The 24,747-nt window shown below is 59.0% G+C and carries 28 protein-coding genes; 14 read left to right on the top strand and 14 right to left on the bottom strand.

Features of this window, described 5'->3' with window-relative positions:
* Nucleotides 1–112 precede the first annotated feature (112 nt).
* Complete coding sequence (locus tag OCV80_RS09655) at nucleotides 113–982, top strand: YitT family protein (protein ID WP_158629678.1); 870 nt, start codon at nucleotides 113–115, stop codon at nucleotides 980–982.
* A gap of 45 nt (nucleotides 983–1,027) precedes the next feature.
* On the opposite strand, the gene OCV80_RS09650 is transcribed toward OCV80_RS09655, so the two are convergent.
* From OCV80_RS09650 to OCV80_RS09605, 10 genes are all read right to left on the bottom strand, one after another.
* Nucleotides 1,028–1,429, bottom strand: coding sequence for an RNHCP domain-containing protein (locus tag OCV80_RS09650; protein WP_081692079.1), 402 nt, complete (start codon nucleotides 1,427–1,429; stop codon nucleotides 1,028–1,030).
* A 126-nt stretch (nucleotides 1,430–1,555) separates the two neighbouring features.
* Nucleotides 1,556–1,828, bottom strand: coding sequence for a CD3324 family protein (locus OCV80_RS09645; RefSeq protein WP_021748380.1), 273 nt, complete (start codon nucleotides 1,826–1,828; stop codon nucleotides 1,556–1,558).
* A 394-nt stretch (nucleotides 1,829–2,222) separates the two neighbouring features.
* Nucleotides 2,223–2,822 (bottom strand): hypothetical protein, encoded by a 600-nt coding sequence (locus tag OCV80_RS09640; protein WP_136890758.1) that lies wholly within the window; start codon nucleotides 2,820–2,822, stop codon nucleotides 2,223–2,225.
* Nucleotides 2,823–2,897: 75 nt separating this feature from the next.
* Nucleotides 2,898–3,644, bottom strand: coding sequence for a hypothetical protein (locus OCV80_RS09635; protein WP_256264234.1), 747 nt, complete (start codon nucleotides 3,642–3,644; stop codon nucleotides 2,898–2,900).
* Nucleotides 3,645–3,668: 24 nt separating this feature from the next.
* Nucleotides 3,669–4,076, bottom strand: a complete 408-nt coding sequence (locus tag OCV80_RS09630; protein WP_136890760.1) for a hypothetical protein — start codon at nucleotides 4,074–4,076, stop codon at nucleotides 3,669–3,671.
* Nucleotides 4,077–4,095: 19 nt separating this feature from the next.
* On the bottom strand, nucleotides 4,096–4,533 hold the full coding sequence (locus tag OCV80_RS09625; protein ID WP_136890761.1) for a helix-turn-helix transcriptional regulator: 438 nt from the start codon (nucleotides 4,531–4,533) through the stop codon (nucleotides 4,096–4,098).
* A 365-nt stretch (nucleotides 4,534–4,898) separates the two neighbouring features.
* On the bottom strand, nucleotides 4,899–5,768 hold the full coding sequence (locus OCV80_RS09620; protein ID WP_025544024.1) for a radical SAM protein: 870 nt from the start codon (nucleotides 5,766–5,768) through the stop codon (nucleotides 4,899–4,901).
* Nucleotides 5,765–7,039: an aminotransferase class I/II-fold pyridoxal phosphate-dependent enzyme gene (locus tag OCV80_RS09615; RefSeq protein ID WP_021748374.1), complete on the bottom strand. Its 1,275-nt coding sequence runs from the start codon at nucleotides 7,037–7,039 to the stop codon at nucleotides 5,765–5,767. The genes OCV80_RS09620 and OCV80_RS09615 overlap by 4 nt, the downstream gene beginning before the upstream one ends.
* A 143-nt stretch (nucleotides 7,040–7,182) precedes the next feature.
* The gene (locus OCV80_RS09610; RefSeq protein ID WP_021751899.1) at nucleotides 7,183–7,518 is read right to left on the bottom strand and encodes a hypothetical protein; all 336 of its coding nucleotides are present in this window, start codon (nucleotides 7,516–7,518) and stop codon (nucleotides 7,183–7,185) included.
* A gap of 89 nt (nucleotides 7,519–7,607) precedes the next feature.
* Nucleotides 7,608–8,615, bottom strand: coding sequence for an adenosine deaminase family protein (locus OCV80_RS09605; RefSeq protein WP_158629679.1), 1,008 nt, complete (start codon nucleotides 8,613–8,615; stop codon nucleotides 7,608–7,610).
* 190 nt (nucleotides 8,616–8,805) lie between these two features.
* Here OCV80_RS09605 and OCV80_RS09600 point away from each other — a divergent pair, with 190 nt between their 5' ends.
* The gene (locus OCV80_RS09600) at nucleotides 8,806–10,170 is read left to right on the top strand and encodes an MATE family efflux transporter (protein WP_136890762.1); all 1,365 of its coding nucleotides are present in this window, start codon (nucleotides 8,806–8,808) and stop codon (nucleotides 10,168–10,170) included.
* 69 nt (nucleotides 10,171–10,239) lie between these two features.
* Here the strand turns inward: OCV80_RS09600 and OCV80_RS09595 are convergent, their stop codons facing one another.
* The 3 genes from OCV80_RS09595 to OCV80_RS09585 form a co-directional block, all read right to left on the bottom strand.
* The gene (locus OCV80_RS09595) at nucleotides 10,240–10,638 is read right to left on the bottom strand and encodes a hypothetical protein (RefSeq protein WP_025544447.1); all 399 of its coding nucleotides are present in this window, start codon (nucleotides 10,636–10,638) and stop codon (nucleotides 10,240–10,242) included.
* 112 nt (nucleotides 10,639–10,750) lie between these two features.
* Nucleotides 10,751–11,482 carry a PHP domain-containing protein gene (locus OCV80_RS09590; RefSeq protein WP_119311199.1) on the bottom strand — a complete coding sequence of 244 codons (732 nt, stop codon included), beginning with the start codon at nucleotides 11,480–11,482 and terminating at the stop codon, nucleotides 10,751–10,753.
* Between the two features lie 61 nt (nucleotides 11,483–11,543).
* Nucleotides 11,544–12,548, bottom strand: coding sequence for a LacI family DNA-binding transcriptional regulator (locus OCV80_RS09585; RefSeq protein ID WP_136890763.1), 1,005 nt, complete (start codon nucleotides 12,546–12,548; stop codon nucleotides 11,544–11,546).
* Nucleotides 12,549–13,199: 651 nt separating this feature from the next.
* On the opposite strand from OCV80_RS09585, the gene OCV80_RS09580 reads away from it, so the two are divergent.
* The 11 genes from OCV80_RS09580 to OCV80_RS09530 all read left to right on the top strand — a co-directional run bounded on the left by OCV80_RS09580 (nucleotide 13,200) and on the right by OCV80_RS09530 (nucleotide 23,623).
* Entirely contained in the window at nucleotides 13,200–14,033 is an 834-nt protein-coding gene (locus OCV80_RS09580) for a transketolase (protein ID WP_021750901.1), read from the top strand.
* 14 nt (nucleotides 14,034–14,047) lie between these two features.
* The gene (locus OCV80_RS09575) at nucleotides 14,048–15,022 is read left to right on the top strand and encodes a transketolase family protein (RefSeq protein WP_021750902.1); all 975 of its coding nucleotides are present in this window, start codon (nucleotides 14,048–14,050) and stop codon (nucleotides 15,020–15,022) included.
* A 76-nt stretch (nucleotides 15,023–15,098) separates the two neighbouring features.
* Nucleotides 15,099–16,274 carry a 4-hydroxybutyrate dehydrogenase gene (locus OCV80_RS09570; protein WP_025544450.1) on the top strand — a complete coding sequence of 392 codons (1,176 nt, stop codon included), beginning with the start codon at nucleotides 15,099–15,101 and terminating at the stop codon, nucleotides 16,272–16,274.
* A 249-nt stretch (nucleotides 16,275–16,523) separates the two neighbouring features.
* Nucleotides 16,524–16,805, top strand: a complete 282-nt coding sequence (locus tag OCV80_RS09565; RefSeq protein ID WP_119311307.1) for a hypothetical protein — start codon at nucleotides 16,524–16,526, stop codon at nucleotides 16,803–16,805.
* An 81-nt stretch (nucleotides 16,806–16,886) separates the two neighbouring features.
* Nucleotides 16,887–18,083 carry an ABC transporter substrate-binding protein gene (locus OCV80_RS09560; RefSeq protein ID WP_119311308.1) on the top strand — a complete coding sequence of 399 codons (1,197 nt, stop codon included), beginning with the start codon at nucleotides 16,887–16,889 and terminating at the stop codon, nucleotides 18,081–18,083.
* A 150-nt stretch (nucleotides 18,084–18,233) separates the two neighbouring features.
* Nucleotides 18,234–19,154, top strand: coding sequence for a branched-chain amino acid ABC transporter permease (locus OCV80_RS09555; RefSeq protein ID WP_021750907.1), 921 nt, complete (start codon nucleotides 18,234–18,236; stop codon nucleotides 19,152–19,154).
* 9 nt (nucleotides 19,155–19,163) lie between these two features.
* Complete coding sequence (locus OCV80_RS09550; RefSeq protein ID WP_119311309.1) at nucleotides 19,164–20,240, top strand: branched-chain amino acid ABC transporter permease; 1,077 nt, start codon at nucleotides 19,164–19,166, stop codon at nucleotides 20,238–20,240.
* Nucleotides 20,241–20,259: 19 nt separating this feature from the next.
* Nucleotides 20,260–21,081 carry an ABC transporter ATP-binding protein gene (locus tag OCV80_RS09545; protein WP_249390888.1) on the top strand — a complete coding sequence of 274 codons (822 nt, stop codon included), beginning with the start codon at nucleotides 20,260–20,262 and terminating at the stop codon, nucleotides 21,079–21,081.
* 11 nt (nucleotides 21,082–21,092) lie between these two features.
* A complete protein-coding gene (locus OCV80_RS09540; RefSeq protein WP_036631146.1) occupies nucleotides 21,093–21,794 on the top strand; it encodes an ABC transporter ATP-binding protein in 702 nt (233 codons plus the stop codon).
* A 94-nt stretch (nucleotides 21,795–21,888) separates the two neighbouring features.
* Nucleotides 21,889–22,401: a transcription repressor NadR gene (locus tag OCV80_RS09535; RefSeq protein ID WP_036631139.1), complete on the top strand. Its 513-nt coding sequence runs from the start codon at nucleotides 21,889–21,891 to the stop codon at nucleotides 22,399–22,401.
* 112 nt (nucleotides 22,402–22,513) lie between these two features.
* Nucleotides 22,514–23,623: a PTS transporter subunit IIC gene (locus OCV80_RS09530; RefSeq protein WP_021750912.1), complete on the top strand. Its 1,110-nt coding sequence runs from the start codon at nucleotides 22,514–22,516 to the stop codon at nucleotides 23,621–23,623.
* Nucleotides 23,624–23,659: 36 nt separating this feature from the next.
* On the opposite strand, the gene OCV80_RS09525 is transcribed toward OCV80_RS09530, so the two are convergent.
* Nucleotides 23,660–24,322: a helix-turn-helix domain-containing protein gene (locus OCV80_RS09525; RefSeq protein WP_021750913.1), complete on the bottom strand. Its 663-nt coding sequence runs from the start codon at nucleotides 24,320–24,322 to the stop codon at nucleotides 23,660–23,662.
* 142 nt (nucleotides 24,323–24,464) lie between these two features.
* Here OCV80_RS09525 and OCV80_RS09520 point away from each other — a divergent pair.
* The coding region (locus OCV80_RS09520; protein ID WP_267288380.1) for a PPC domain-containing DNA-binding protein at nucleotides 24,465–24,747 on the top strand (283 nt) is incomplete at its 3' end.

Genomic DNA, 24,747 nt, shown 5'->3' with positions numbered 1-24,747 from the left:
GCATTGCAGGAAAGTTTTCCTGCAATGCAGAATTTTTTTTGCAATTTCTGTTGCGTTTTGGAGGAAAATGGCGTATACTGCGGCCCGGATTTCAGAAAACGGAGGCACTCCTATGAAGCATCATCCCTCTTGGACCGCTCTGCGCAGCTACGCGATCACAGCCGGTCTGGCCTGTCTGATGGGCGTCAGCTATGAGCTGTTTGTCTTTCCCAACGCCTTTGCCCCGGCGGGCATCAACGGCCTGGCCACCATGCTGCAATACCTGCTGCACGTCAATATCGGCTACCTCTCCCTGCTCATCAACCTGCCGCTGGTCCTGCTGGCCTGGAAAAAAGTCGACCGGGACTTCGCCCGCAAAACGCTGGTGTTCGTGCTGGTGTTCTCCGCCGTCACGCTGGTGCTGGGCCAGATGGACCTAAGCGCCATCGCCTATGACTCCGGCTCCTCCGCCATCCTGGGGCCTGTGGCGGCCGGTGTGGTCAGCGGCGCTGTGTACGGCTGGGTGATCCGGCAGAACGGCTCCACCGGCGGAACGGACATCGTAGCCGCCTGGGTGCGGAAAAAGCACCCGGAGGCCAGCCTGGTCTGGCTGATCTTCAGCCTCAATGCCGCGGTGGCGGTGTTGTCCTTCTTCGTCTACGGCTGCCAGTTCGAGCCGGTGATCCTGTGCCTGATCTACTGCTATCTCAGCTCCAGCATCAGCGACACCATTTTGAAGGGCGGCAAATCCGCCATGAAATTCGAGGTGGTCACCCGGCAGCCGGAGGAGCTCTCCCGGCAGCTCATGCAGCAGCTGCGCCACGGTGTCACTGTGCTCCAGGCGGAGGGAATGTACTCGGAGACTCCCCGTTCCCTGCTGATCTGCGTGGTGAACCGCCATCAGGTGGTTCGGTTCCAGGAGATTCTGGCCCGCTTCCCGGATACCTTCGCCTGCGTCTCCAGTGTCAATGAGACCTGGGGGAATTTCAAACACGTGGCATAGAAAAACCGGCGGAGGCCGTACAGCCTCCGCCGATTTTTCAGGTTTTTACTCCGCCGCCCGCTCCAGCCGGTCCAAGGGGAACGGCGGTGCGGCCAGAGGCTTCACCGCCAAGCTCATCAGCAGCATGGGGTTATCATCCGCCGCCACCCGGTTGGAATGGAGCACGCCGCAGATCTTGCAGCGGTGGATGATGGCCCACTCGCCGCCCTTGCGGACCCAGACGGCCACCGGCTCCATGGTGCCGCCGCAGTCGGCGGCCCGGTCCCCCGGCTCGTCATCCAGGTGGACGCTGGCAAGGCAGTTGGGGCAGTGGTTGCGGTGCTGGGTTCCGGCAGCCTGAGGTCCTACCGGCCAGCCGCAGACCCGGCAGGTGAATACATCCCGGCAGGGATCCTGCCGGTAGTCCAGGCGGCGCCGTTTCGGTTTTTGCGGGATTCGCTGGGACATTGGAAATTCCTCCTTGGTGTTGTCTTACTGCCCTCAGCATACCCTGCCGCAGGCCGGTCCCGCAACCGTCAACTCGGTTCAGAAATAAGAAAGCGCCATGCGGGAGTCCGCATGGCGCTTGTGTTCTTATTCATTTCTCAGGCGGGCGATGATCTTCCAAATGCTCTTCGGCGCCAGAAAGTAGGCTTCCGCCAGCTGGTCCACAGAGGTCCCCTCCCGATAGCGCCGATAGATCTCCTGATTTCGGGCCAGGGTCTCCGCCTTGCGGCCATTGGCCGCGCCCCAGGGTTTGCGGCTGGTCTCCCGCCGGGGGATGTACAGATACTCCCCGTCGATATACGCCTGGACCTGGGCCAGCAGGTCCGGCGGCAGCACGTCGGCTGCTTTCATATAGCGCATGATGCTCCTCCAAAGCTCTTGTGATTTGGAATGAGCAGAGGCTATATGCCAAATCTCTTTGTTTGACGCGATAGCCTCTGCTATGCGTCAAACGCCGAAACACAATGATTCAATTGCAACTGGATTCCCTCATTTCCCTGACCGCTGCAGCCGGTTTTTTCAGTGGCAGGAATTTTTTTCTGCCGCTGTCACTATACCATAGATCTCCGGGGCAGTCAACATAAATCCGTTATTACAGGAAGCAACAGGAAAATACCATTCTTGGACAGGTACCCTAAATCCTTTAATTATGTAACGGTTTATCCGTTCACGCACAGCGCAAACGGGTAAACCATTATAGTGGAAAACTCATCGTCGCAATAGCGACAATGAGTTTTCCGCACAATTACTCTCATTAACCTCTTTCTGGAATCCATCCATACTTACCCATTTCTACTATATTGCCGTTTATTTCGTAGTCCAACCTATATAACACTTCATCCGAACTCGACAAAGCAACCGCTTCAAATTTAACATCCATATCGCTCCTATCATCTGTTTTTATTTGTATTACAACGGGTTGATTGAGAGGAGCTTCTCTTTGAATAACAGTATCTCCACTTTTGATTCTAATCGATCTCACCTCTGGGTCGTGAGAAATTGATACAACCCAACCCGCATCCACATCTTCTCCCACCCAAAATTTATTAAGAAGTTCTACGCCGCTTTCTGTTTTTTCTTGTCCACTCGAGCCAACATACCCTCTCCATAAAAATTTTGTTTTTTTACAGTAAACAGTATAATATTGTTCTCCAGCATCCACGAGATAAAATACGCAATTTGAATTTATTCTCTCATTGAGCAGGATAACTGGAGCTTCTGCCGGATAAAAACGCACAGCTTTTACGGCGCTCTCTGGTGTAAGTCGATACCCAATGAAGACATTACTTATAATCGTAATAACTATAAGTATGGCGGCCATTTTTAATAAATTTGTTTTTGTGTTTTTTTTCAATCTTTCCTCCAAAATTATTTATCACAATGCCCCTGGTATATAATATACTAGGGGCATCGTGATGGAATTTACTTTTTACCAGCCTGTCTGGAAATTCTGTTTGTATGATGTTGATGCACTGTGACCTACAACAGATCCATTTTCAAAATTTGCATCAACTGTTGTAGTTGCACTAAGAGAAAACGCCGTTGCAAATCCGCTTGCTGCACTGATTTGAGGCCAATTTAGTGTCACAAAATTCACATTATTGTATGGTCCCAGAGTTCTTTCATAAATTTTGCTTCCGCTTGTTACCGCAGGTGGCCACGAAACCGATACTTGCAGCCCTGTTGTTTCAAATGTCTCAGTAATATAAATGGAGCTTGGAGTATAATCAGGGCTTGTATAAGCAGCTTTACTTACCCCCCCAACAACCCAAAGATATGCGTAATTATTATCAATACTTTTACAAAATGTTCCAGACTGGGATGCTGTTAATGAAACATCTGTTGGAGAGTGTTCACTCGTGTTGAACTTCTTTGACGCGGTAGCCGTAGGGCCCGATGCAAGAGGCATCGGAGCATCCGAAGCCATTTCAGATTCTATCTCCCTGATTGCGCCTTCCATGTCAGTCTCTGTTAAGCCCTCATCAGTAAACTCATACGTTGTGACAATAAATCCCTGATCGTCATACGTTTTCACAGTCGTGGAGATACCGTTGATTTCAATATTTTCTGTGCTAATCAATCGGTTGTCTTCTTTTTCAAACTCCGTAGCTGAACCTGTAATGCCACATGACAGTACCATCACAAGAGCCAAAACCAACGCAGCAATTTTTTTCATAGAAGCCGCCTCCTTTCAACATCCCTAATAATTTACAAATCCGGAAACACTCACTTTGTAACTGGAGTTGTTTCTTACCGCAAATGTATAGGTCCCTCTGAGATCGATCCTGATCGTCTGGTTAATGCTCCCGTTGCTTCCTCGTACAGGGTAAAATAGCCCGTCGGAGTCGATCAGTCCGAAGTCGACACTCGCTGACGCCGGAGAATAAGATGCCGTAATGGTAACGGTTTCCCCATATTCCATCGGAAAGCTGGTGCTTGCTTTTCTCATGCTCTTCGCAGAAATCTCAAAATCAAACTCGCCTGTGGCTCTTGGTTCTGCGATCTCTGTTGCCTGTTCTCCAATATCAGCTGCAACGGCCTGAGCGGGAATACAGCTAAAAATTGCAATACAGGCGAACAATAAGCACAGATATCTTTTCATCCCCATTGGTTTCACCTCCTTCCTGTTACTCCCAATTCAAGTTAAAATCCGGCTCTTCCAACAACGTACTTTCTTCTCCCTGAATTGAATGTAAATCCAAGCCATTTTCCTTCTGCCCTCTTCCATACCAGAAAAGGAAGCATACCAGCAGGGCCAAAACAACGGCGCCGATCACAAGCAGCCTCATCCACTGCTTTTCTTTTTTCTGTACCTTCTGCTCCGGCGCCCTCTCTGCAGCCGGGGCCGCCGGAGCAGGAAGTTCGTCCCCGCTTTCATCCAGCAAATACTCCAGCGGGACGTTATAGAGCCTGCTCAGAGATTGCAGATTTTCTATTGATGGCCTGGACGTCCCTGTTTCCCATTTTGTTACGGCCTGCCGGGACACATCCAGCTTTTCCGATACCTCCGCCTGGGACAGCCCTTCTCTTTTTCGCAAACAGGCCAATTTTTTCTCTAGGGTCATTGTTTACATCTCCAAATCTATCCCAGCAAGAAATGAAAGTAAACCGCCCGCGGCTTACTTTCCGGCAACCAACGGTTGCCAACTGGGTTTTTTATCCTTTTTTTGAGGTTTCCATGCCCCGGAATGTCCGCTCACGCTGCGCCGCTGCACATATCACGTTGGACTTTCAAGGGGGGCCGGGCAACACCAAACAGGGGGATGCCGCCTCCTTTTCAGCCCGGTAGTTGGTCTTGCGCACAGAACCGACATCCCACCCCGCTTGGAAATCGGCCCTATGGTATCATCTCCGGCAGGGGCTGTCAAGCCTGCGGTCCCGGGCAAAAAAGCAGCCGCAGAGCGTTGCTCTGCGGCTGTTTCATTTGGTTTTACAGGCCCCGCCACTCCTCCGGCCGGAGGCGGCTCAGGTCGTGCTCCGCCGCGTCGATGGTGCGGAGCATGGCCTCCTTGTCCCGGTTCAGCGTGCCCTTCAGCACCAGGTAGTTGCTGGCGTGATTCATCCGGAACACGCTGCCGGGGCTGTCCAGATGCTCCATCAGCAGCCGGGTTTCCTCCAGCACCTGGGGCTGGGTCAGCAGTTGGAAGCTGCCGTCCCGCACCCAGTCGTAAAGGGGCGTCTCCGGCTCCACCATCAGCGTCAGCATCCCGATATACTCCGGGTTCATGGCGTTGAAGGCCTCCGCCGTCTCGATGGCGTGGCGCTCCAGCAGCTCCGGGCCGCCCAGGCCCGTGATGGCGGTGACGGACAGCGCCATGCCGCACCGGCGGACCTTCCGGCCCATCTCCACGATCTCGGCGGACATGTGGCCCTTGCGCATCCGCTTCAAAACATCGTCGCACCCGGACTCCAGTCCCATGTAGACCATGGTCAGGCCCTTGTCCCGCAGCGTCCGCAGCTCCTCCTCCGTCCGGATACGGATGGAGGCAGGGGACGCGTAGCTGGTAACCCGCTCACACTCTGGGAACAGCTCCCGAATGGTGTCCAGAATGGTGTAAAGCTCATTCGCTTTCCGGACCAATGCATCGCCATCTGCCAGAAACACCCGGTCCACCCGGCGGTACACGCCCCGGGCGATGCGGAAGTCCTCCAGCACCTCCTCCAGGGGACGAATGGCGAAGTGCTTCTCCTTATACATGCTGCAGAAGGCGCAGGTGTTGTGGCTGCACCCGTAGGTCACCTGGACGATGAGGCTGTACGCCTCAGAGGGCGGACGGTAAACGCTTCCCTTGTATCTCATACGCCCAGCTTCTCCAGGGCCGCCATCTTCAGGCAGACGCACAGCACGGCGATGGCCTGCTCCAGCTCCTCAACAGGGGGCAGGGAAGGCGCGATGCGGATATTGCTGTCCTGGGGATCCTTGCCATAGGGGAAGGTGGCACCTGCGCCGGTCATGGTGACGCCCGCCTCCTTGCACAGGGCCAGCGTCCGCTTGGCGGTGCCGGGCATGGCGTTCAGAGAGACGAAGTAGCCGCCCTTGGGCCGCCGCCAGGAGGCGATCTCCAGCGGCGCGATCTCCCGGTCCAGCGCGTCCACCACACAGCGGAACTTGGGGCCCATGATGGCGGCGTGCTTCTTCATCAGCTCCAGGGTGTGGGCCTTGTCCTTGAGATAGAGCACATGGCGCTGCTGGTTCACCTTGTCGAAGCTGATGACCTGGACAGTGAGGAGCTTTTCCATGTAAGCCATGTTGGCCTCGGAGCAGGCAAAGCAGGAGATGCCGGCGCCGGGCAGGGTCACCTTGGAGGTGGAGGCGAACTCGAACACCATGTCGGCGTTGCCGTATTTTTCACACTCCGCCAGGATGTCCGGGAACTCCACATAGTCCCCCTCGAACTCATGGATACAGTAGGCATTGTCCCACATCAGCAGGAAGTCCGGGGCGGCGGGCTTCATAGAGGCGATGCGCCGGATGGTCTCGGCGGAGTAGATGATGCCGTCGGGGTTGGAGTACTTGGGCACGTTCCACATGCCCTTGACCGCCGGGTCCTGGATAGCCTTCTCCACCGCGTCCATGTCCGGTCCCTCGTCCGTCATGGGGATGGTGACGAGCTCAAAGCCAAAGGACTCCGTCACCTTGAAATGCCGGTCATAGCCGGGGGCGGGGCACAGGAACTTCACCACGGGCTCCCTGCACCAGGGGCGCTCGCTGTGGAGCAGGCCATGGGTATAGGCCTTGGAGATGGTATCGTACATCAGCTGCAGGCTGGCGTTGCCGCCCACGAACACCTGCTCCGGCCGGCAGCCCAGGATCTCCGCGAACAGCCGCTTGGCGGCGGGCAGGCCACTGAGTTCGCCGTAGTTACGCACGTCGACGCCGTCGGACACGTAGTCTTCCGGCTTCTGCATCAGGCTGAAAATATCGCTGACCAGATCCAGCTGCGCCTTACCGGGCTTGCCCCGGGCCATGTTCAGATTCAGTCCCCGGGCCTTCAGCTCCTCGTACTCCCGGGTCACCTCGGCGTATTCCGCCTTCCGCTCCTCGGCGGTCATCTTGGGATAAGCAGTCATTACAGCGCTTCCTTTCTGTTGAAAAATCTTTACAAATCCAATTCAGTATATCGTTTTTTCAACAAACTTGCAACCCCATTTCTCCTGGGCGCAAACACGAAAAGGGCCCCGCCGAAATGGGCGGGGACCCTGTTCCGCTTTCCTCAGCAGCCGCCGCAGCCGATGCAGCTCTCTGCGCAGGTGATGGTGGGGTCGCAGGTAGAAATGGTCGTGCCGTAGCGGACCGGGATGGAGACACAGACCTTCTGGGTCATAGTCACGGTGCACATGGTTCCGTCTGCATTGGTGGCGCAGGTGATGGTGGGATTGCCCTGACAGGTGACGGTGGGGCTGCCCATGACTGCGGTGGGGGACAGGATCACGGAGGCAGTCACATCCACACACTGGGTACTGACCTTGTTGCAGCCGTTCAGGGGGCAGGATTCTTCGGACTGATATGGTAAAATGGGCTCATGCTCATAGGCTTCATTGATACGCAAAGGAATTCCCTCGTTTCATGGAAATTATATCCGGCGTTTCCGCCCTGGATACAACCCATCTTATGCGCGGCAACGCCTGACTGCGCCTGTCAGCTCTGCTGAAATTCTGCAAGGGCCCGCCGCAGGAAGTTCTTGGTCTCCGGTCCGCAGAAGGCGGCGTCCACCGCCGCCTCCTGGCAGGCCAGCAGTTCCTCACGACTCATATAGGCGAATTCTGCGGCCCGGCGCAGCTCCTCCGTCAGGGTCAGCCCGCCCAGGAAGGTAGGATCGTCCCGGCTCAGGGTCACCACCGCCCCTGCATCCAGCAGACGCCGCAGGGGATGATCCTCCCGCCGCCGGTACAGCAGTGTCAGGTTGGAGGTCAGGCAGATGTTCAGCGGCACCCGCTCCCGCACCAGCCGGGCCGTCAAATCCGCGTCCTCTGCCGCCCGGACGCCGTGGTCCAGCCGGTCCGCCTCCAGGAGATCCAGGGCGTCCCGCACGCCATCCGGCCCGCTGCTCTCCCCGGCGTGGGCGGTGCGGCCGAAGCCCGCCGCACCCGCCGCCAGGAACGCCGGACGGAACCGCTCCCCCGTTCGGCCCGCCAGGGCCTCGTTCCCGTCAATGGAGAGGCCCGCCAGCCGGTGGGTCCGGTGGGCTTTCATATCCTCCACCAGGGCCATGGCCTCCGCCCCCGTCTGGGTGCGGGAGAGAGACAGCGTGAATCGGCAGTCTGCGCCGCCCTGTGCCGCAGCCCGGTCAAACCCAGCGGTCACCGCGGCGATGATCTCCGGTACCGAGAACTGGGGCCAGTGGGTGGGGTTCAGGATCATCTCGCTGTACAGGATATGCTCCCGTCCACTCTCCAGCGCAGCGTGCTCCGCCGCCTCCGCCAGCTCCTCCGGCGTGCCCACAAAGGAGCAGATGTTGTCCAGAAAGGCGAGGAAGTCGCTCAGGTCCTCAGCAGAGCAGTCGTACAGCCGCTCCGCCGGGCGGGGCAGCTCCCGCCCCTGCCGGGCCGCGAACCGCGCCAGCATCTCCCCCGGCATGGTGGACTCCAGATGGACATGGAGCTCCACCTTGGGCATGCGCGTCAAAAAGGCAGTCAGATGTTCCATTGCGTTTGCTCCTCTGGTTGTTTTTTCTATAATGAATGTAGGGCACCGGAGGGAACCACCGGACCCGCTGTTTTCCATTATACCATACCGGCGCCGATGTGCCAATCCCCGGAAAATACCCTTCCCTTTTGTCAGAGCCGTGCTATAATTCTGTTAGGATCATGTAAATATTTCAGGAGGAGGGCTCTCCATGGGTGAAGAACAGGAACAGAAATTCCACCAGCTCACAGAAGAACCGGTGAGCCGGATGATCTCCCATCTGGCCGTTCCCTGCATCATCAGTATGCTGGTGACCGCTTTTTACAACATGGCGGACACCTTTTTTGTGGGGATGCTGCGCAGCAACGCTGCCACTGGCGCTGTGGGCGTGGTGTTTTCCATGATGGCGGTGATCCAGGCTGTGGGCTTTTTCTTCGGCCACGGCAGCGGCAACTTCATCTCCCGGGAGCTGGGGCGGCGCAATACGGATTCGGCCTCTAACATGGCGGCCACCGGCTTTTTCTCCGCCCTGTTCACCGGACTCCTCATCTGCGTTTTCGGCGAGATCTTCCTGACGCCCCTGGCCGCGTTCCTGGGCTCCTCCCCCACCATTCTGCCCTATGCCAAGGACTACCTGCGCGTGATCCTCATCGGCGCGCCGTGGATGACCGCCTCCCTGGTACTGAACAACCAGCTGCGCTTCCAGGGCAACGCCATCTACGGCACCATCGGCATCGCCAGCGGCGCCGTGCTGAACATCGGGCTGGATCCCCTGCTGATCTTCGTCTTTGACCTGGGAGTGGCGGGCGCCGCCTGGGCCACCATCATCAGCCAGTTCGCCGGGTTCTGTCTGCTGCTGGCGGGCTGCACCCGGGGCGCCACCCTTCACATCCACATCTCCCGCGTCCAGCTGAAATGGTCCTACTTCAAGCTCATCATCCAGGGCGGGCTGCCTTCCCTGGCCCGGCAGAGCTTGGCCAGCGTGGCCACCATCTGCCTCAACCACGCCGCCATGCCTTACGGAGACGCGGCCATCGCCGCCATGGGCGTGGTCCAGCGGATCACCACCTTCGGCGCCTCCGCCATGATCGGATTCGGCCAGGGCTTCCAGCCGGTGTGCGGCTTCAACTACGGTGCCCGGCTGTATCACCGGGTGAAGGAGGGCTTCTGGTTCTGCGTGAAGGTGGCCGCCGTCTTTCTGCTGGTGATCGGGGCACTGGGGTTCGCCTTTGCACCGCAGCTCATCGCCCTGTTCCGGGATGACCCGGGGGTCATCGCCATCGGCACGGTAGCCCTGCGGTTCCAGCGCGTGACTTTCTTCTTCCAGGCGTGGATCACCATGAGCAACATGATGCTCCAGACCATTGGGCGGACCGTTCCCGCCACCTTTGTCGCCATGGCCCGGCAGGGCATTTTCTTCATTCCCCTGGTGTGGCTTCTCTCCCTGTCCCCGTTGGGACTTCTGGGCGTCCAGATGGCCCAGTCCGTCTCCGATCTTCTCACTCTGGCGGCGGCTGTCCCCATTCAACTGTATGTACTGCGCCAGATGTCACAGATGCAGCCCGCCAAGATTTGAACCCGAAACAGGAAAAAGCACCCTGCGGCCGACGGCCGCGGGGTGCTTTCAGGTTGTCTTACGGTCCTCTCATGCGGGCAGCAGCGCCTCCACCGCGGCGGCCAGCGCCTCACCCTCCCGAATGGCATAACTCCAGTCCGGATCCTGATAGACGGCGAAGAGCCCGTCCTCCATGGAGAGTACCACGTGCAGGGCCTCCTCTCCGCCGACGACGTTCACCTCCACCATATCCCGGAAGGAATGCGCCGGGAGTCCGCCCCGGGAAATCAGACCGCGGGAGGCGCCCTCCAGCAGATCCAGCACCTCGTCCCCGTCCACCTGGGACGAGATCTCCTGTCCCCGGTAATAGAGCGAGGTGAGCCGGTACTCCACCTCCTCGTCCAACACGGGAGCCGACAGGGACAGCACCACCGCTCCGGCCGCCACTGCCAGCACCGCAACGATCAGCACCACAATGCTCTTTCGCATCCCATCACCTCCTGTTTTTTCCATTATATCCGGCTCCGCTCCCCGCTGTCAAGCAAGAAAGCGCCGCCAAAGGCAGCGCTTTTCTGTTCGGCTCCGCGGCGCGGACAAGCTGTTATTCCGCAGGTTCTGCCCGGCGCAGAGCCTCATCCGCCGCCGCCAGCTCCGGAAAGACGGGCGACCAGAGGCGGAAGCACCGCCCTTCGATCATGCGCCGGTAGGCAAAGGAATCCCGCACCCGCTCCGGCAGGAGGACGCCAGCCCGGCACTCGTCACCATCCTCGTGGGTGTCAGACCCTGCCAAGCGCAGATACTCCGGGTGGCGCTTCGCCAGCTCCAGGGCCCGGTCGTTATGGTTTTCATGGCGGGGATGGGCGTTGAGGATCTCCGTGCCGTGGACAGCATCTTCAAATACCGTGGTATTGCCGTCGCGGTAAGGGTGGGCGTGGACGATCAGTACTTGGTCGTGGAATTTCCGGTAGAACTCCCGGGCGCTCATGCAGCACAGATATGGGTTCGCCCGCAGCCACGTCTCGTCAATGCCATAGACCAGATAGTCGTTGTCGTTCTCCGGGAAGCGCAGCTCCGCCCCCAGGATCACATCCAGCCCCAGTTCGTCTCCCCGGGCCTTGGAGGCCCGGTAGCCGGCAAGATAGTGGTCGATCACATGGTCCCAGTTGTGGTCCGTGTCAATCCGGGACAAGTACTCCGGGTGGAGGTGATCTGTCACCACCAGGCCGGAAAATCCGTGCCCGGCATAGCGATCCACCACCTCCGCCGCCGGCAGATGGCCGCATTTGCTGGTCTCCGCCGTGTGGGTGTGGGGGTCGTAGAGATACTCTTTCATAGCTGATCGCCTCTTCTTATCCGTCAAGCAGTGCGCCGCGCCGCAGAACGGCAGACGTCTCTCATGTCAACGCCCTGCAGGAGCTGCGCTTCACCAGACTGGGCATCAGGATCTGATGGACGTAGCCCTGGGTGCCCCGCTCGATCTTATCCAACAGAATCTCCACCGCCTGAAGGGCCATCTCCCGCTTGGACTGCTCCACCGTAGTCAGGTCGATCCGCGGCATGGCGGCAGATGCGATGTTGTCAAATCCCATCAGACTCAGCTGCTCCGGCACCCTGATCCCAAGCTCGTCCGCCGCCCGCAGAATCCCCAGGGCGTTGGAGTCCGTGGAGGCCAGGATGGCCGTATAGTCCAGGGGCTTGGTAAACAGCTCCCGGGCCAGCTCATAGCCGCCGGCCACTGAGGAGCGGGGAAAGCTGCTGTCCACAATCCGCGGTGTCAGCCCCATGTCCCGGCAGGCCCGCAGGTAGCCCTCTGCCCGCAGCTGGTGGGTGACGGTGTGCCTGCGGCCGAAGTACAGGATCTCCCGGTGCCCCAGGCTCCGCAGGTATTCCATGGCCAGGTAGGTGGCCCCGGTATTGTCCGTGGTCACACAGCTGAGGGGTTCGTCCCGCAGATCCTCGCTGAGGAAGACCGTGGGCACCTGCTCCGTGTAGACCCGGAGCTCCTCACAGCTCCGGTGCTCCTGGGGGACGATCAGCATCCCGTCCACCTGGCGGCCCACCAGCAGCTTTACCACCGCCTTCTCCTGCCGCAGATCCGGCCCGGAGTTGCACAGCATGAGATTGTAGCCCCGCGCCCGGGCGCTCATCTCCGCGTGGTACGCCAGCTCTGCCATGAACTGATTGTCAATAGAAGGCACTACCAGACCGATCAGCTCCGTCCTCCGCATGACCATGGAGCGGGCCACATAGTTTTTGGTGTAGCCCATCTCGTCGCACAGGCGCAGGATCCGCTCCCGGGTCTCCCGCCCGATCTGTGGGCCGCCTGACAGAGAGCGAGAGACTGTGGAATAAGAGACGCCCGCCGCTCGGGCCACGTCCTTCAGCGTGACGTTCTTCATCTGACTCTGCCTTTCCCGCCGCCGGTGCGGCGCATTCTGCGCAAACGCTTTCCCCACCCGCCAAAGCCGGCCGGAGGCGTATGCCGTCCCATATAGAATAGCGAATTTGCCGGGGCTTGTCAATTACAGAACGATGCAGGGCCTTCCGCCGCAAGCCTTGCCGCCCGTAGGTGTTTCTGGAAAATCGAGGAAAACCTTGAAGTGCTGCTTTCCATGGTTTTCCTTTCTCTGGAGAGTCACTCCCCCCTGCGCCTGTGTACCTTCCTATCTCCGGAAGTTATTCTTGTGAAAATTCAAACTCATATTGACTCCGTATAGGAGGATGGGGTAAAATATAGAAAATGTCAGGGTTGATTTTTGGTCAAAACCACCATATTTTTGTGCAGACATTGGGAAATCCGCCGATACACGCTTCTTCAGGTTCGCCCCACGGCACCACCGGCGGGACGAATTTTCAAAAACCTTTGATAACCCCCCTTTTCATGTTTTGGAATTTGTGGTATTCTGAAAGCGAAGTAATCGTTTTGCTTTTTCTGTTGGCGCACACACATTGCATTCTCACTTCTCAGCGACCTGTCCCCCTGTCGAACCTATGCGGCGCAGGTTTCCGCGCGGCGTGCAATTTAAGTGAAGGAAAGGAAGAAACACCCCATGAACGAAAAAAAGTGCAAAGTTCTGGCGGCTGAGATCCGGCTGGAAACGCTGAAGGTCATCCACTCCCGGGGCTTCGGCCACGTGGGCGGCTCCATGGACCTGGCGGACCTGATGGCCGTCCTGTACGGAGAGGTTATGAAGTTTGACCCGAAGAACCCCCGGTGGGAGGATCGGGATTGGCTGGTCCTGTCCAAGGGCCACGCGGGCCCCGTGGCTTACGCCACTTTTGGCCTGATGGGCTACTATCCCATGGAGGAAGCTTATACCCTCAACCATCCTCACACCAAGTTCCCCAGCCACACCGACCGGAAGCTGACCCCCGGCGTGGATCTGACCACCGGCTCTCTGGGCCAGGGCGCCTCCACCGCCACCGGCGCCGCTCTGGGCAACAAGATCGATGGCCGTGACAGCCACGTGTTCTGCGTCATCGGCGACGGCGAGGCCGACGAGGGCCAAGTCTGGGAGGCATTCCACTTCGCATACGCCCACAAGCTGGACAACATCATCTACTTCATCGACAACAACGGCTATCAGCTGGACGGCCCCACCGCCGACATCCTGGACCACGGCAACATTGCCAAGAAGGCGGAATCCTTCGGCCTGTATACCCAGGAGATCGACGGCCATGATGTGAAGGCTATCTACGACGCCATCCAGAACGCTTACGCCAAGAAGGGCGTGCCCAGCTGCATCGTGCTGGACACCTGCAAGGGCAAGGGCGCCACTTTCGCTGAGCCCAAGCACGACCACTCCTCCCAGCCCAATGAGGAGCAGTGGGCCGAGGCGCTGGCCGCCGCGGAAAAGGCTCTGGAAGACGCCAAGAACGCTTGAGGAGGGTGAGAGCAATGAACGTGAAACTGATCGGTAAGCATGAAAAGGACTCCCGGGCCTGCCGGGACGGTCTCGCCCTGACCCTGGACGAGATGATGGCGCAGGACAAGTCCATCTGCTATGTGGACTGCGACCTGATGGGCTGCATCAACACCAAGCGGCTGCGGGAGCACTATCCCGACCGGGCCTTTGAGGCCGGCATCGCCGAGGGCAACGCCGCCGGTGTGTCTGCGGGTCTCGCCGCCACCGGCAAGAAGGTTTTCTTCCACTCCTTCGGTACCTTCTCCTCCCGCCGGTGCTATGACCAGATCTATATGTCAGCTGCCTATGCCGGGCTGACGGTCCATGTTCTGGGTTCCGACGCCGGCGTCACCGCCGCGTTCAACGGCGGCACCCACATGCCGCTGGAGGATGCAGCCATGTACCTCTCCATCCCCGAAACCACAGTGCTGGACCCCGCCGACTATGACCAGCTTGCCAGTATCACCCGCCAACTGGTGAACATCGACAAGGGCGTCACCTACACCCGGTTCGTCCGCAAGGGCATCATCCAGGTGTACGGCGAGGGAAGCGAGTTCGAGATCGGCAAGGGTGTGGTGCTGCATGAGTCCGACAAGGATCAGGCCACCATCATCACCTCCGGCATCATGGTGGACGAGTCCCTGAAGGCCTATGAGGCTCTGCAGGCAGAGGGCATCTCTGTCCGGGTCATCGACATGTTCACCTGGAAGCCCCTGGACGAGGAGCTGGTGGTCAAGGCCGCCAAGGAGACCGGTGCCATCGTCACCGCCGAGAACCACAACGTCACCTGCGGCCTGGGTTCTGTTGTGGCCAACTGCCTGTCCAGGAACGCCCCCACCGTACAGGAATTTGTGGGCGTGCAGGACCAGTTCGGTCAGGTGGGTCCCCAGGACTTCCTGATGGACGAGTACGGCCTCCGCGCCGCCAACATCGTGGCCGCCGTCAAGAAGGCCATCGCCCGCAAATAAGTTCAGATACCCGGCGGGGTCCCTCAGGGGCCCTGCCTGTATCGCCATATATCATTTTGAAAAGGAGACAAGAATCATGGATGCTTTTTCCGCTTCCCTGATGGCTGACAAGCGGGAGATTATTTTCGCTCCCACAGTGTACAAGTTCCAGACCTTCGCCCAGATGGCGGAGGAGTTCAAGCTGAACGAGCGGGACGTGGTGCTGACCAACGAGTTCATCTATACCCCCTTCATGAAGGATCTGGGCCTCAAGTGCCATTATGTATTCCAGGAGAAGTTCGGTGCCGGCGAGCCCAGCGAGGAAATGATCCAGGTCATGTACGACGCCATCCCCTACGACAGCTACGACCGCGTCATCGCCGTGGGCGGCGGCGCCATTATGGACCTGTGCAAGCTGCTGGGCTGCAAGCGCCCCGATACCGTCCACAACCTGTACTTCAAGCGATTCCCCGTGGTGCACGAGAAGGACGTCATCGCCATCCCCACCACCTGCGGCACCGGCTCTGAGTGCACCAACATCTCTGTGGCTATCGTCAAGGACGAGAAGGACGGTGTGCTCACCGGCGGTGAGACCAAGCTGGGCCTGGTGTCCGACGACATCATCCCCAACAAGGTGTGCCTGATCCCGGAGCTCCTCAAGACCCTGCCCTACAAGCCCTTCGCCTGCTCCGCCATCGACGCCCTGGTCCACGCCACCGAGTCCTTCCTGAGCCCCCACCGCAAGACCATGACCTCCGAGCTCTTCAGCGAGAAGGCTATGGATGTGATTCTGAAAGGCTTCAAGCTGATCGACGAAAAGGGCCAGGACGCCCGGTTCGAGTATATGGATCAGTTCGTGACCGCCAGCTTCTACGCCGGCATTGCCTTCCTGAAGGCCGGCTGCGGCCCGGTCCACGGCATGAGCTTCCCCCTGGGCGGCACCTATCACGTGCCCCACGGCGAGAGCAACTATATGCTCTTCGGCGCCATCATGGACTACTATGACGAGCACAAGCCCGACGGTGAGATCATGAAGTTCAAGGAGCTGGTGTCCAGCATCCTGGGCTGCGAGGTCAAGGACGCCATCCCCGAGATGAACGCCCTGCTGCAGCGCATCCTGCCCCTGCGGCCCCTGCGGGACTGCGGCTTCACTGAGGCGGACTTCAAGGCCTTCCCCCTGTCCGTCGAGGCCAACCAGCAGCGCCTCATGACCAACGCCTACTACCCCTTCGACCTGGAGTCCGAAGAGGCCATCTACCGCAAGTGCTATTAAAATTTTTCCAGACAACGAAGGGAGAGACGGCGGCTGCCGTCTCTCCTTTTTTCCTTTCGCCACGCGGTTTCTTTCCTCTATACACCGCACCTTTCTTTGCATTTTTGTACAGTACACACAAAAATATAATGAAATCAAAAACATTTTATGGGCGTTCTTTTTGAGATTGAGGATTGACTTTCCGAAAGAGAGCCGCTACAATTGGAAACAACATCAACGGGTTGTCTGTTTTGAAAGGAGTGGAACACCATGGCATTTTACACGACGTCTTCCCAGTCCATGATGATGAATGGTGCGTCCGCTCGCCAGGCGGCGTCTGCTTCCTGCGCCTATTCCACGGAGATGTCCCGTGCTTCCATGATGAATATTGCTCTGATTCTGGACGCCATTCTGCTGGCGTCCATTATTATTTGCGCCCTGATTCCCCTTGCCATTCTGGTATCCGTACTGGCAGTGGCCCTGTTTGTTCTGGTACTGGTATTGTTGGCAGCAGAGTATCATCATACGCCGAGATCGCGACGAGGTGCATAACTGTTTGATACAGTAAAGCGGCTCCGCATCTGGCGGGGCCGCTTTTTTGTATAATCTGAACCAAGAAAAGGAGATTGCAAGATGAAAAAGAAGTTCTTTGCCCTCATGATGGCCATGGTTATGGTCCTCAGCCTGGCCGCCTGCGGCGGCTCGGATGAAGCCGACTCCAACTCCGGCGATTCTGCCGGCGGGGAGAGCTCCGGCAGCAGCGCCTTCAAAGTCGGCGTCATTGGCCCCCTGACCGGCGGCGCCGCCATCTACGGCACCTGCGTGGCCAATTCCGCCCAGATCGCGGTGGACGAAATCAATGCCCTGGGCGGCGACATCCAGTTTGAGCTGATGACTGAGGACGACGTCAACGACGCTGAGACCTCCGTCAACGCCTACAACGCCCTGATGGACGACGGCATGCAGATCCTGGTGGGCACCGTCACCACCCAGCCGGCCCTTTCCGTGGTCCCGCTGTCCTATGAGGACCGGGTGTTCACCCTGACCCCCTCCGCCTCCGGCGACGATGTCATTTCCATCAACGACAATGATAACGTGTTCCAGATCTGCTTCACCGACTCCAACCAGGGCTCCCGTTCCGCCCAGTACATCGATGAGAACTTCGACAGTCCGAAGATCGCCATCATCTACAAAAACGATGACCAATACTCCATCGGTATCCGGGACAACTTCAAGGCAGAGGCCGATTCCCGCGGTATGGACATCGTCTATGAGGGCACCTTCACCGAGGCCAGCCAGACCGACTTCAACGTCCAGCTGGCTGGTGCCCAGTCCGCCGGCGCCGATCTGCTGTTCCTGCCCATCTACTATACCCCCGCCTCTGTCATTCTGACCCAGGCCAACGCCATGGGCTACGCCCCCACCTTCTTCGGCGTGGACGGCATGGACGGCATCCTGACCGCCGAGAACTTCGATGCCTCTCTGGCTGAAGGCGTCTACCTGCTGACTCCCTTCTCCGCCGACTCTGAGGACGAGATGACCCAGAACTTCGTGGCGGAGTATCAGGACCGGTTCGGCGAGATCCCCAATCAGTTCGGTGCCGATGCGTATGACGCCATCTACACCCTGTATCAAGCCATCCAGGCCGCCGGCGCCACCGCCGACATGTCCAATGAGGAGATCTGCGATGCTCTGATCGAGGTCATGCCCACCCTGGCCGTCACCGGCCTGACCAGCGCCGGCTCCGAGATGACCTGGGACGAAAACGGTGCTGTGTCCAAGGACCCCACCGCAGTCATTATCGAAAACGGTACCTATGTCACTCCCTGACAGCGGAACACACACTCCACTGTAATAGAGGACAGGGATCGGCTGCCGGAACTCCGGCAGCCCTCCCTGGACTTCTATGGTGGAAACCGACGCGGGGAGCTGTCACCGCCCCGGTTTCTGCCATAGAAGGGGAAAGAGAGGAAAATACTTATGGAATTTCTATCCTACCTGATCACGGGCATCAGTCTGGGAAGCATCTACGCCATCATCGCCCTGGGCTACACCATGGTATACGGCATTGCCAAGATGCTGAATTTCGCCCACGGCGACGTTATCATGGTTGGCGCCTATGTGTCCTTTTACGTGACCATGTTTGCAGGCAGCAACCTGCTGGGAGAGGATCCCTCCGCACTGACCACCGGCGCTGTGGCTCTGGTGTCCGTGCTGCTGGCTATGGTGGTCTGCACGGTTCTGGGCGTGGTCATCGAGGGGCTGGCTTACCGCCCCCTGCGCCAGGCCGGCAGCCTGGCGGTGCTGATCACCGCCATCGGCGTCAGCTACTTCCTGCAGAACGCAGCGCAGCTGCTGTTCGGCGCGAATCCCAAGAACTTCACCCCCGTGGTCAGCGGCCAGCTGACGCTGTTTGACGGACAGCTTCGGATCTCCTATGTGGCGCTGCTGACCATCACGGCCTGCGTGGTCATCATGCTGGGGCTGACCGCCTTCACTGGAAAGAGCAAGATGGGCAAGGCCATGCGGGCCTGCTCGGAGGACCGGGGCGCAGCCCAGCTGATGGGCATCAACGTCAACGCCACCATCTCTATGACCTTTGCCATCGGTTCCGCCCTGGCGGCCATCGCCGGGGTATTGCTGTGCTCTTACTCTCCGGTGCTCCAGCCCACCACCGGCTCCATGCCCGGCATCAAAGCCTTCACCGCTGCGGTGTTCGGCGGTATCGGCTCCATCCCCGGCGCCTTCCTGGGCGGACTGCTACTGGGCGTCATTGAGGCCATGGCGCAGGCCTATATCTCCACGCAGTTGTCCAACACGATCCTGTTCGCCGTGCTGATCGTGGTGCTGCTGGTCAAACCGTCCGGCCTGCTGGGCAAGTATGTGCCTGAGAAAGTGTGAGGTGGCGGTATGAAAGGCTATTTCAAAAACATGAAAACCATCACCAAGGTGGACTTCGCCACCTATCTGGGCGTGATCCTAGCCTTTATTGTGGTGTCGGTCTGCCAGGCCCAGGGACTGGTGAACCGTTCTCTGGGCGGTATGCTGGTTCCCATCTGCTGCTACGTGTGCATGTCCATCTCCCTGAACCTGACCGTCGGCATTCTGGGAGAGCTGTCTCTGGGCCATGCCGGCTTCATGAGCGTGGGCGCCTTCTCCGGCATCATTGCCGCCATGAGCCTGCAATCTGCTGTCCCAAATGATCTGGTGCGGATGATCGTCGCCCTGGTGGTGGGCGCCTTCTTTGCCGCCATCGTGGGCTTCATCGTCGGGATTCCGGTGCTGCGGCTCCGGGGGGACTACCTGGCCATTGTCACCCTGGCCTTCGGCGAGATCATCAAGGATCTGATCAACTGCCTTCTGGTGGGCTGGGATGAGAACGGCCTGCACATCGCCCTGAACGTGGACGGCACCAAGAGCATGTCCTCTCTCGGCCTCAGCGAAAACGGCATCGAAATCATCAAGGGCGCCCAGGGCGCCACGGGCAACGCCCGCATCGCCACCTTTGCTATGGGCTTTGCACTGGTGATGATTACCCTGGTGGTGGTGCTGAATCTGGTCCGCAGCCGGACCGGCCGGGCTATCATGGCCATCCGGGACAACCGGATCGCCGCCGAGAGCGTAGGCATCAACGTCACCAAGTACAAGCTGATTGCCTTCGTCACCTCTGCCTCCCTGGCAGGTGCCGCCGGTGCCCTGTTCGGCCTGAACTACTCCAATGTCACTGCCGTACAGTTCGACTTCAACACCTCCATTCTGGTGCTGGTGTATGTGGTGCTGGGCGGTCTGGGCAACATCTGGGGCTCCATCGTGGCAACAGTTGTCCTGTATGTGCTGCCGGAGGCCCTGCGGCAGTTCTCTGACTATCGGATGCTGGTGTACGCCATTGTGCTGATTCTGGTGATGCTGGCCACCAACAACCCGCAGGTGCGGACGCTGATTAGCCGGATCATTCCCAGAAGAAAGGGGGCAGCCCTCGATGAGTAAGAAATTTGAAAAGGGCAAGATGGTCCCTGTTCCCAGCCATGCCATCATTCCGGAGCGGGACATCGACAAATCCCCCATTCTGGAGTGCAGCCACCTGGGCATCGACTTCGGCGGCCTGCGGGCGGTGAATGACTTCAACCTCACCATCGGCCGGACGGAGATCGCCGGCCTCATCGGCCCCAACGGCGCCGGCAAAACCACCATCTTCAACCTGCTGACCAAGGTCTATCAGCCCACCCGGGGCACCATCCTGCTGGATGGACTGGATACCTCCGGCAAGACCACAGCTCAGATCAACCGCATGGGCATTGCCCGGACCTTCCAGAACATCCGCCTGTTCAACAACCTCTCCGTGGAGGACAATGTGAAGATCGGTCTCCACAATCAGGAGCGCTACTCCGCCATCACCGGCGTTCTGCGCCTGCCCTGGTACTGGAGCCGGGAAAAGGCCGCTCATGAGCGGGCACTGGAACTGCTGTCCCTCTTCGGGATGGCGGACTTGGCGGACCATCAGGCCGGTTCCCTTCCCTACGGCGCCCAGCGCCGGCTGGAGATTGTCCGGGCCCTGGCCACCAATCCCTCTCTTCTATTGCTGGATGAGCCCGCCGCGGGCATGAATCCCTCTGAGACGGCGGAGCTGATGGAGAATATCGTCAAGATCCGGGACACGTTCCAGATCGCCGTCATGCTGATCGAGCACGACATGAAGTTGGTCATGAGCATCTGCGAGGGCATCTGCGTCCTGAACTTCGGGCAGGTCATCGCCAAGGGCACCGCCGAAGAGATTCAATCCAACCCCGCCGTCATTGAGGCATATCTCGGTAAACAGAAGGAGGCGTGACCATGGAACCGATTCTGAAAGTCAGCGACATCAACGTCTACTACGGCGCCATACACGCCATCAAGGGCGTCTCTTTCGAGGTAAATCCCGGAGAGGTCGTCACCCTGATCGGCGCCAACGGCGCCGGCAAATCCACCACGCTGCAGACTGTCTCCGGCCTGCTCCACTCCCGCACCGGCTCCATCGAATTTCTGGGGGAGAACCTGATGGGCGTCCCAGCCCACAAGGTCGTGGCCAAGGGACTCGCCCAGGTGCCGGAGGGGCGGCGGGTCTTCCTGCAGATGACCGTAGAGGAGAATCTGGAAATGGGCGCCTATACCCGGTCCGGCGGCGACATCGACGCGGATCTGGAAAAGGTCTACGCCTATTTCCCCCGGCTGATGGAGCGGCGGCGGCAGATCGCTGGCACCCTCTCCGGCGGCGAACAGCAGATGCTGGCCATGGGCCGGGCGCTGATGAGCCGTCCCAAGCTGCTGATGCTGGATGAGCCCTCCATGGGCCTGGCACCCATTCTGGTTGAGCAGATCTTCAAGATCATCCAAACCCTCCATGAGGCGGGCACCACCATTCTGCTGGTGGAGCAGAATGCCCAGGCAGCCCTGAGTATCGCCGACCGTGGCTATGTGCTGGAGACCGGAAAAATCGTCACCTCCGGCACCGGAACGGAGCTGTTGGCCTCCCCGGAAATCAAAAAAGCCTATCTGGGCGGCTGAAGTCTCAGAAAAAGGAGAGCGTGTGCTCTCCTTTTTTCTTTGCAATCTGCCGGGCATGTGGTATACTGCTGTCATGACGGAAAGGAGGGATCCCATGCGCGCGGAAGAACGGCGGCAGGCCATTCGGGAGCTTCTGCAGCGGGCAAAGCAGCCTGTCAGCGCAACGGCCCTGGCGGCTCAATTCTCCGTCAGCCGACAGATCATCGTGGGGGATATTGCCCTGCTGCGGGCGGCTGGAGCAGACATCTCCGCTACGCCCCGGGGCTACGTGATCCTGCGAGAGACGGGAGGTCTGGTGCGGCAGGTGGCCGTCCAGCACGATGCCGCTGGTATGGGAGAGGAGCTAAACGCTATGGTGGACCAGGGCTGCACGGTACTGGATGTCATTGTGGACCACCCCATTTACGGGCAGCTGACCGGCCCTCTGCAGCTCTCCAACCGCTATGATGTGGGGCAGTTCCTCTCCCGCTGTGCGCAGTCCGACGCCCGCCCGCTGTCGGAACTGACGGAGGGGATCCATCTCCACACTCTCTCCTGTCCGGATGAGGCGGCATTCGGCCGGGTGTGCCGGGAGCTGCGGCGGCTGGGCGTCTTGCTGGAAGGTTGAACATGTAAAAAAGCAGTTGACAGGAACCGGGATTTTGTGTATGATACGGTTTACAGGTGTCAAGACACCTGTAAACCGTATTTTTTGATTCTACATAAAGCAGGTGTCTCCCATGGAACAGGTCAAAGGCTTTCTGAAGCGCAAAAACATTGTGATCTCCGCCAAGCGGTACGGCATTGACGCCCTGGGCGCCATGGCTCAGGGACTCTTCTGTTCCCTGCTGATCGGCACGATCCTCAACACCATCGGCACCCAGTTCCACATTGGCTTTCTCACCGCCCAGGTCATCACCATCAATGGCGTGGGGTATACCATCGGTGGACTGGCGTCGTTCATGAGCGGGTCCGCTATGGCGGTGGCCATCGGCTACGCTCTCCAGGCGCCGCCTATGGTGCTGTTCTCCCTGGTGACGGTGGGCTATGCCTGCAACGCCCTGGGCGGGGCGGGCGGACCGCTGGCCGTGCTGTTCGTGGCTATCATCGCCGCTGAGGTGGGCAAGGCCATCAGCAAGGAGACGAAGGTGGACATCCTGGTGACGCCCATCGTCACCATCCTTGTGGGCGTGGGAGCGGCCTGGATCATTGCGCCCCCCATCGGCGGAGCAGCCAGCGCCTTTGGCCAGCTGATTATGCGGACCACGGAGCTGCAGCCCTTCTTCATGGGCGTTCTGGTGTCCGTGCTGGTGGGCATCGCCCTGACGCTGCCCATCTCCTCCGCCGCCATCTGCTCCGTGCTGGGACTGACCGGACTGGCAGGCGGCGCCGCCGTAGCGGGCTGCTGCGCCAACATGGTGGGGTTCGCCGTCCTCTCCTTCCGGGAAAACCGCTGGGGCGGACTGGTGAGCCAGGGCATCGGCACCTCCATGCTGCAGATGCCCAACATCGTGAAGAACCCCCGCATCTGGCTCCCTGCCATCCTCACCTCCGCTGTCACCGGACCCCTGGCCACCTGCTTTTTCAAGCTGGAGATGAACGGAGACCCCATCAACTCCGGCATGGGCACCTGCGGCCTGTGCGGCCAGCTGGGGGTCTGGACCGGCTGGGTCAATCCCAGTGACGCGGCTCTGGCCAATGGGGCCGCCGCCATGGCCCCCACCGCCTTTGACTGGGTGGGACTGATCCTGATCTCCTTCGTCCTCCCCGCTGTCCTCACCTGGGCCTTCGGGCTGTTCTTCCGGAAGATCGGCTGGATCAAGCCGGGGGATCTGACCCTGCCGCAGTAGGTAAAATGCCCGGACCGCGATGCGGTCCGGGTAATTTTATTTGTTCAGGCCAAGGAACACGAGACAGCCAGTCAAGAACCACGGGCTGTATCGCATAAGTGTATAGTAGTTCATATTTTTGATCCAATCAACAAACCCAGGAATATTTGCTAAAAAAATGAATCTATGCCCAAAACAATAAATCACAAATATTAGATAATACCCAATGGCAACAGCGCCAAATATCAAAGCCATCATCCGAAGCCGCTTGGATGGCAGGCGGAGGTCGACAACCAATGCCGTACCGGACATCAAAAGGCCTCCAGCCGCCAGAGCAGCAGCTGACGGCACAGTCAAAGCGTACCATACCCACGGCATAAGGTCATATGTTTCCCAGCAAATCTGCTGCACAAAGGGCCTTAATACTGTTTCCAGCACGCAGAATATGAATAACACCGCTACACAGATGGCTGCCAAAGCTGCATACTTCCGTTGACCGCGTCGATAACTTTCCTCTCGCCCCGGGCCGTAGATCAGCTCCCGGACGTCGGCGTTCAGCGCCTCCGCCAAGGTGGTCAGGGTCTCGATATCCGGCTGGGTCTTTCCGGTCTCCCAGGAGGACACCGCCTGCCGGGTCACATGGAGCCGCTCCGCCAGGGCGTCCTGGGTCAGCTTCTCCCGCTGGCGCAGCTGCTTCAGATTTTTTCCCACCGCGTTCACAACCTCGCCTCCTGCTGCCAGCGTACCACAGTCCCGGCGCTTTGTCACGCAACAAAGTGTTGCGCGCCCTGCAAGGGCTTGCGGCGGACCGCGGGATATGGTATCGTTAGGATATCCGAGATCAAAAACAGGAGGAACTGTCATGGAATACCGGAAATTTGGGGACGCCTACATCGTCCGCCTGGACCGGGACGAGGAGATCCTGGCCCAGCTGAAGATCTTCGCAGAAAAGGAACAGGTCAAACTGGCCTCTGTCACCGGCCTGGGGGCTGTGAAGGACTTCACCGTAGGAGTGTTCGACTCCAGCGCCAAGGCTTACAAGTCCAACCGCTTCCAGGGGGTCTATGAGATCGTCTCTCTGGTGGGGACCATCAACACGATGAACGACGCGTTTTACTGCCATCTCCACATGTGCGCCGCCGACC

The sequence above is a fragment of the Oscillibacter acetigenes genome (assembly GCF_025567605.1).
In the GTDB taxonomy this organism is placed as follows: domain Bacteria; phylum Bacillota; class Clostridia; order Oscillospirales; family Oscillospiraceae; genus Oscillibacter; species Oscillibacter welbionis.
This window is presented reverse-complemented; position numbering and strand designations above follow the sequence as displayed.

Excerpts from the sequence above, each read along its gene's own strand:
- OCV80_RS09655 (WP_158629678.1), top strand. The coding sequence starts at position 113 with ATGAAGCATCATCCCTCTTGGACCGCTCTGCGCAGCTACGCGATCACA.
- OCV80_RS09650 (WP_081692079.1), bottom strand. The coding sequence starts at position 1,429 with ATGTCCCAGCGAATCCCGCAAAAACCGAAACGGCGCCGCCTGGACTAC.
- OCV80_RS09645 (WP_021748380.1), bottom strand. The coding sequence starts at position 1,828 with ATGCGCTATATGAAAGCAGCCGACGTGCTGCCGCCGGACCTGCTGGCC.
- OCV80_RS09635 (WP_256264234.1), bottom strand. The coding sequence starts at position 3,644 with ATGAAAAAAATTGCTGCGTTGGTTTTGGCTCTTGTGATGGTACTGTCA.
- OCV80_RS09630 (WP_136890760.1), bottom strand. The coding sequence starts at position 4,076 with ATGGGGATGAAAAGATATCTGTGCTTATTGTTCGCCTGTATTGCAATT.
- OCV80_RS09625 (WP_136890761.1), bottom strand. The coding sequence starts at position 4,533 with ATGACCCTAGAGAAAAAATTGGCCTGTTTGCGAAAAAGAGAAGGGCTG.
- OCV80_RS09620 (WP_025544024.1), bottom strand. The coding sequence starts at position 5,768 with ATGAGATACAAGGGAAGCGTTTACCGTCCGCCCTCTGAGGCGTACAGC.
- OCV80_RS09615 (WP_021748374.1), bottom strand. The coding sequence starts at position 7,039 with ATGACTGCTTATCCCAAGATGACCGCCGAGGAGCGGAAGGCGGAATAC.
- OCV80_RS09605 (WP_158629679.1), bottom strand. The coding sequence starts at position 8,615 with ATGGAACATCTGACTGCCTTTTTGACGCGCATGCCCAAGGTGGAGCTC.
- OCV80_RS09600 (WP_136890762.1), top strand. The coding sequence starts at position 8,806 with ATGGGTGAAGAACAGGAACAGAAATTCCACCAGCTCACAGAAGAACCG.
- OCV80_RS09595 (WP_025544447.1), bottom strand. The coding sequence starts at position 10,638 with ATGCGAAAGAGCATTGTGGTGCTGATCGTTGCGGTGCTGGCAGTGGCG.
- OCV80_RS09590 (WP_119311199.1), bottom strand. The coding sequence starts at position 11,482 with ATGAAAGAGTATCTCTACGACCCCCACACCCACACGGCGGAGACCAGC.
- OCV80_RS09585 (WP_136890763.1), bottom strand. The coding sequence starts at position 12,548 with ATGAAGAACGTCACGCTGAAGGACGTGGCCCGAGCGGCGGGCGTCTCT.
- OCV80_RS09580 (WP_021750901.1), top strand. The coding sequence starts at position 13,200 with ATGAACGAAAAAAAGTGCAAAGTTCTGGCGGCTGAGATCCGGCTGGAA.
- OCV80_RS09575 (WP_021750902.1), top strand. The coding sequence starts at position 14,048 with ATGAACGTGAAACTGATCGGTAAGCATGAAAAGGACTCCCGGGCCTGC.
- OCV80_RS09570 (WP_025544450.1), top strand. The coding sequence starts at position 15,099 with ATGGATGCTTTTTCCGCTTCCCTGATGGCTGACAAGCGGGAGATTATT.
- OCV80_RS09565 (WP_119311307.1), top strand. The coding sequence starts at position 16,524 with ATGGCATTTTACACGACGTCTTCCCAGTCCATGATGATGAATGGTGCG.
- OCV80_RS09560 (WP_119311308.1), top strand. The coding sequence starts at position 16,887 with ATGAAAAAGAAGTTCTTTGCCCTCATGATGGCCATGGTTATGGTCCTC.
- OCV80_RS09555 (WP_021750907.1), top strand. The coding sequence starts at position 18,234 with ATGGAATTTCTATCCTACCTGATCACGGGCATCAGTCTGGGAAGCATC.
- OCV80_RS09550 (WP_119311309.1), top strand. The coding sequence starts at position 19,164 with ATGAAAGGCTATTTCAAAAACATGAAAACCATCACCAAGGTGGACTTC.
- OCV80_RS09545 (WP_249390888.1), top strand. The coding sequence starts at position 20,260 with ATGGTCCCTGTTCCCAGCCATGCCATCATTCCGGAGCGGGACATCGAC.
- OCV80_RS09535 (WP_036631139.1), top strand. The coding sequence starts at position 21,889 with ATGCGCGCGGAAGAACGGCGGCAGGCCATTCGGGAGCTTCTGCAGCGG.
- OCV80_RS09530 (WP_021750912.1), top strand. The coding sequence starts at position 22,514 with ATGGAACAGGTCAAAGGCTTTCTGAAGCGCAAAAACATTGTGATCTCC.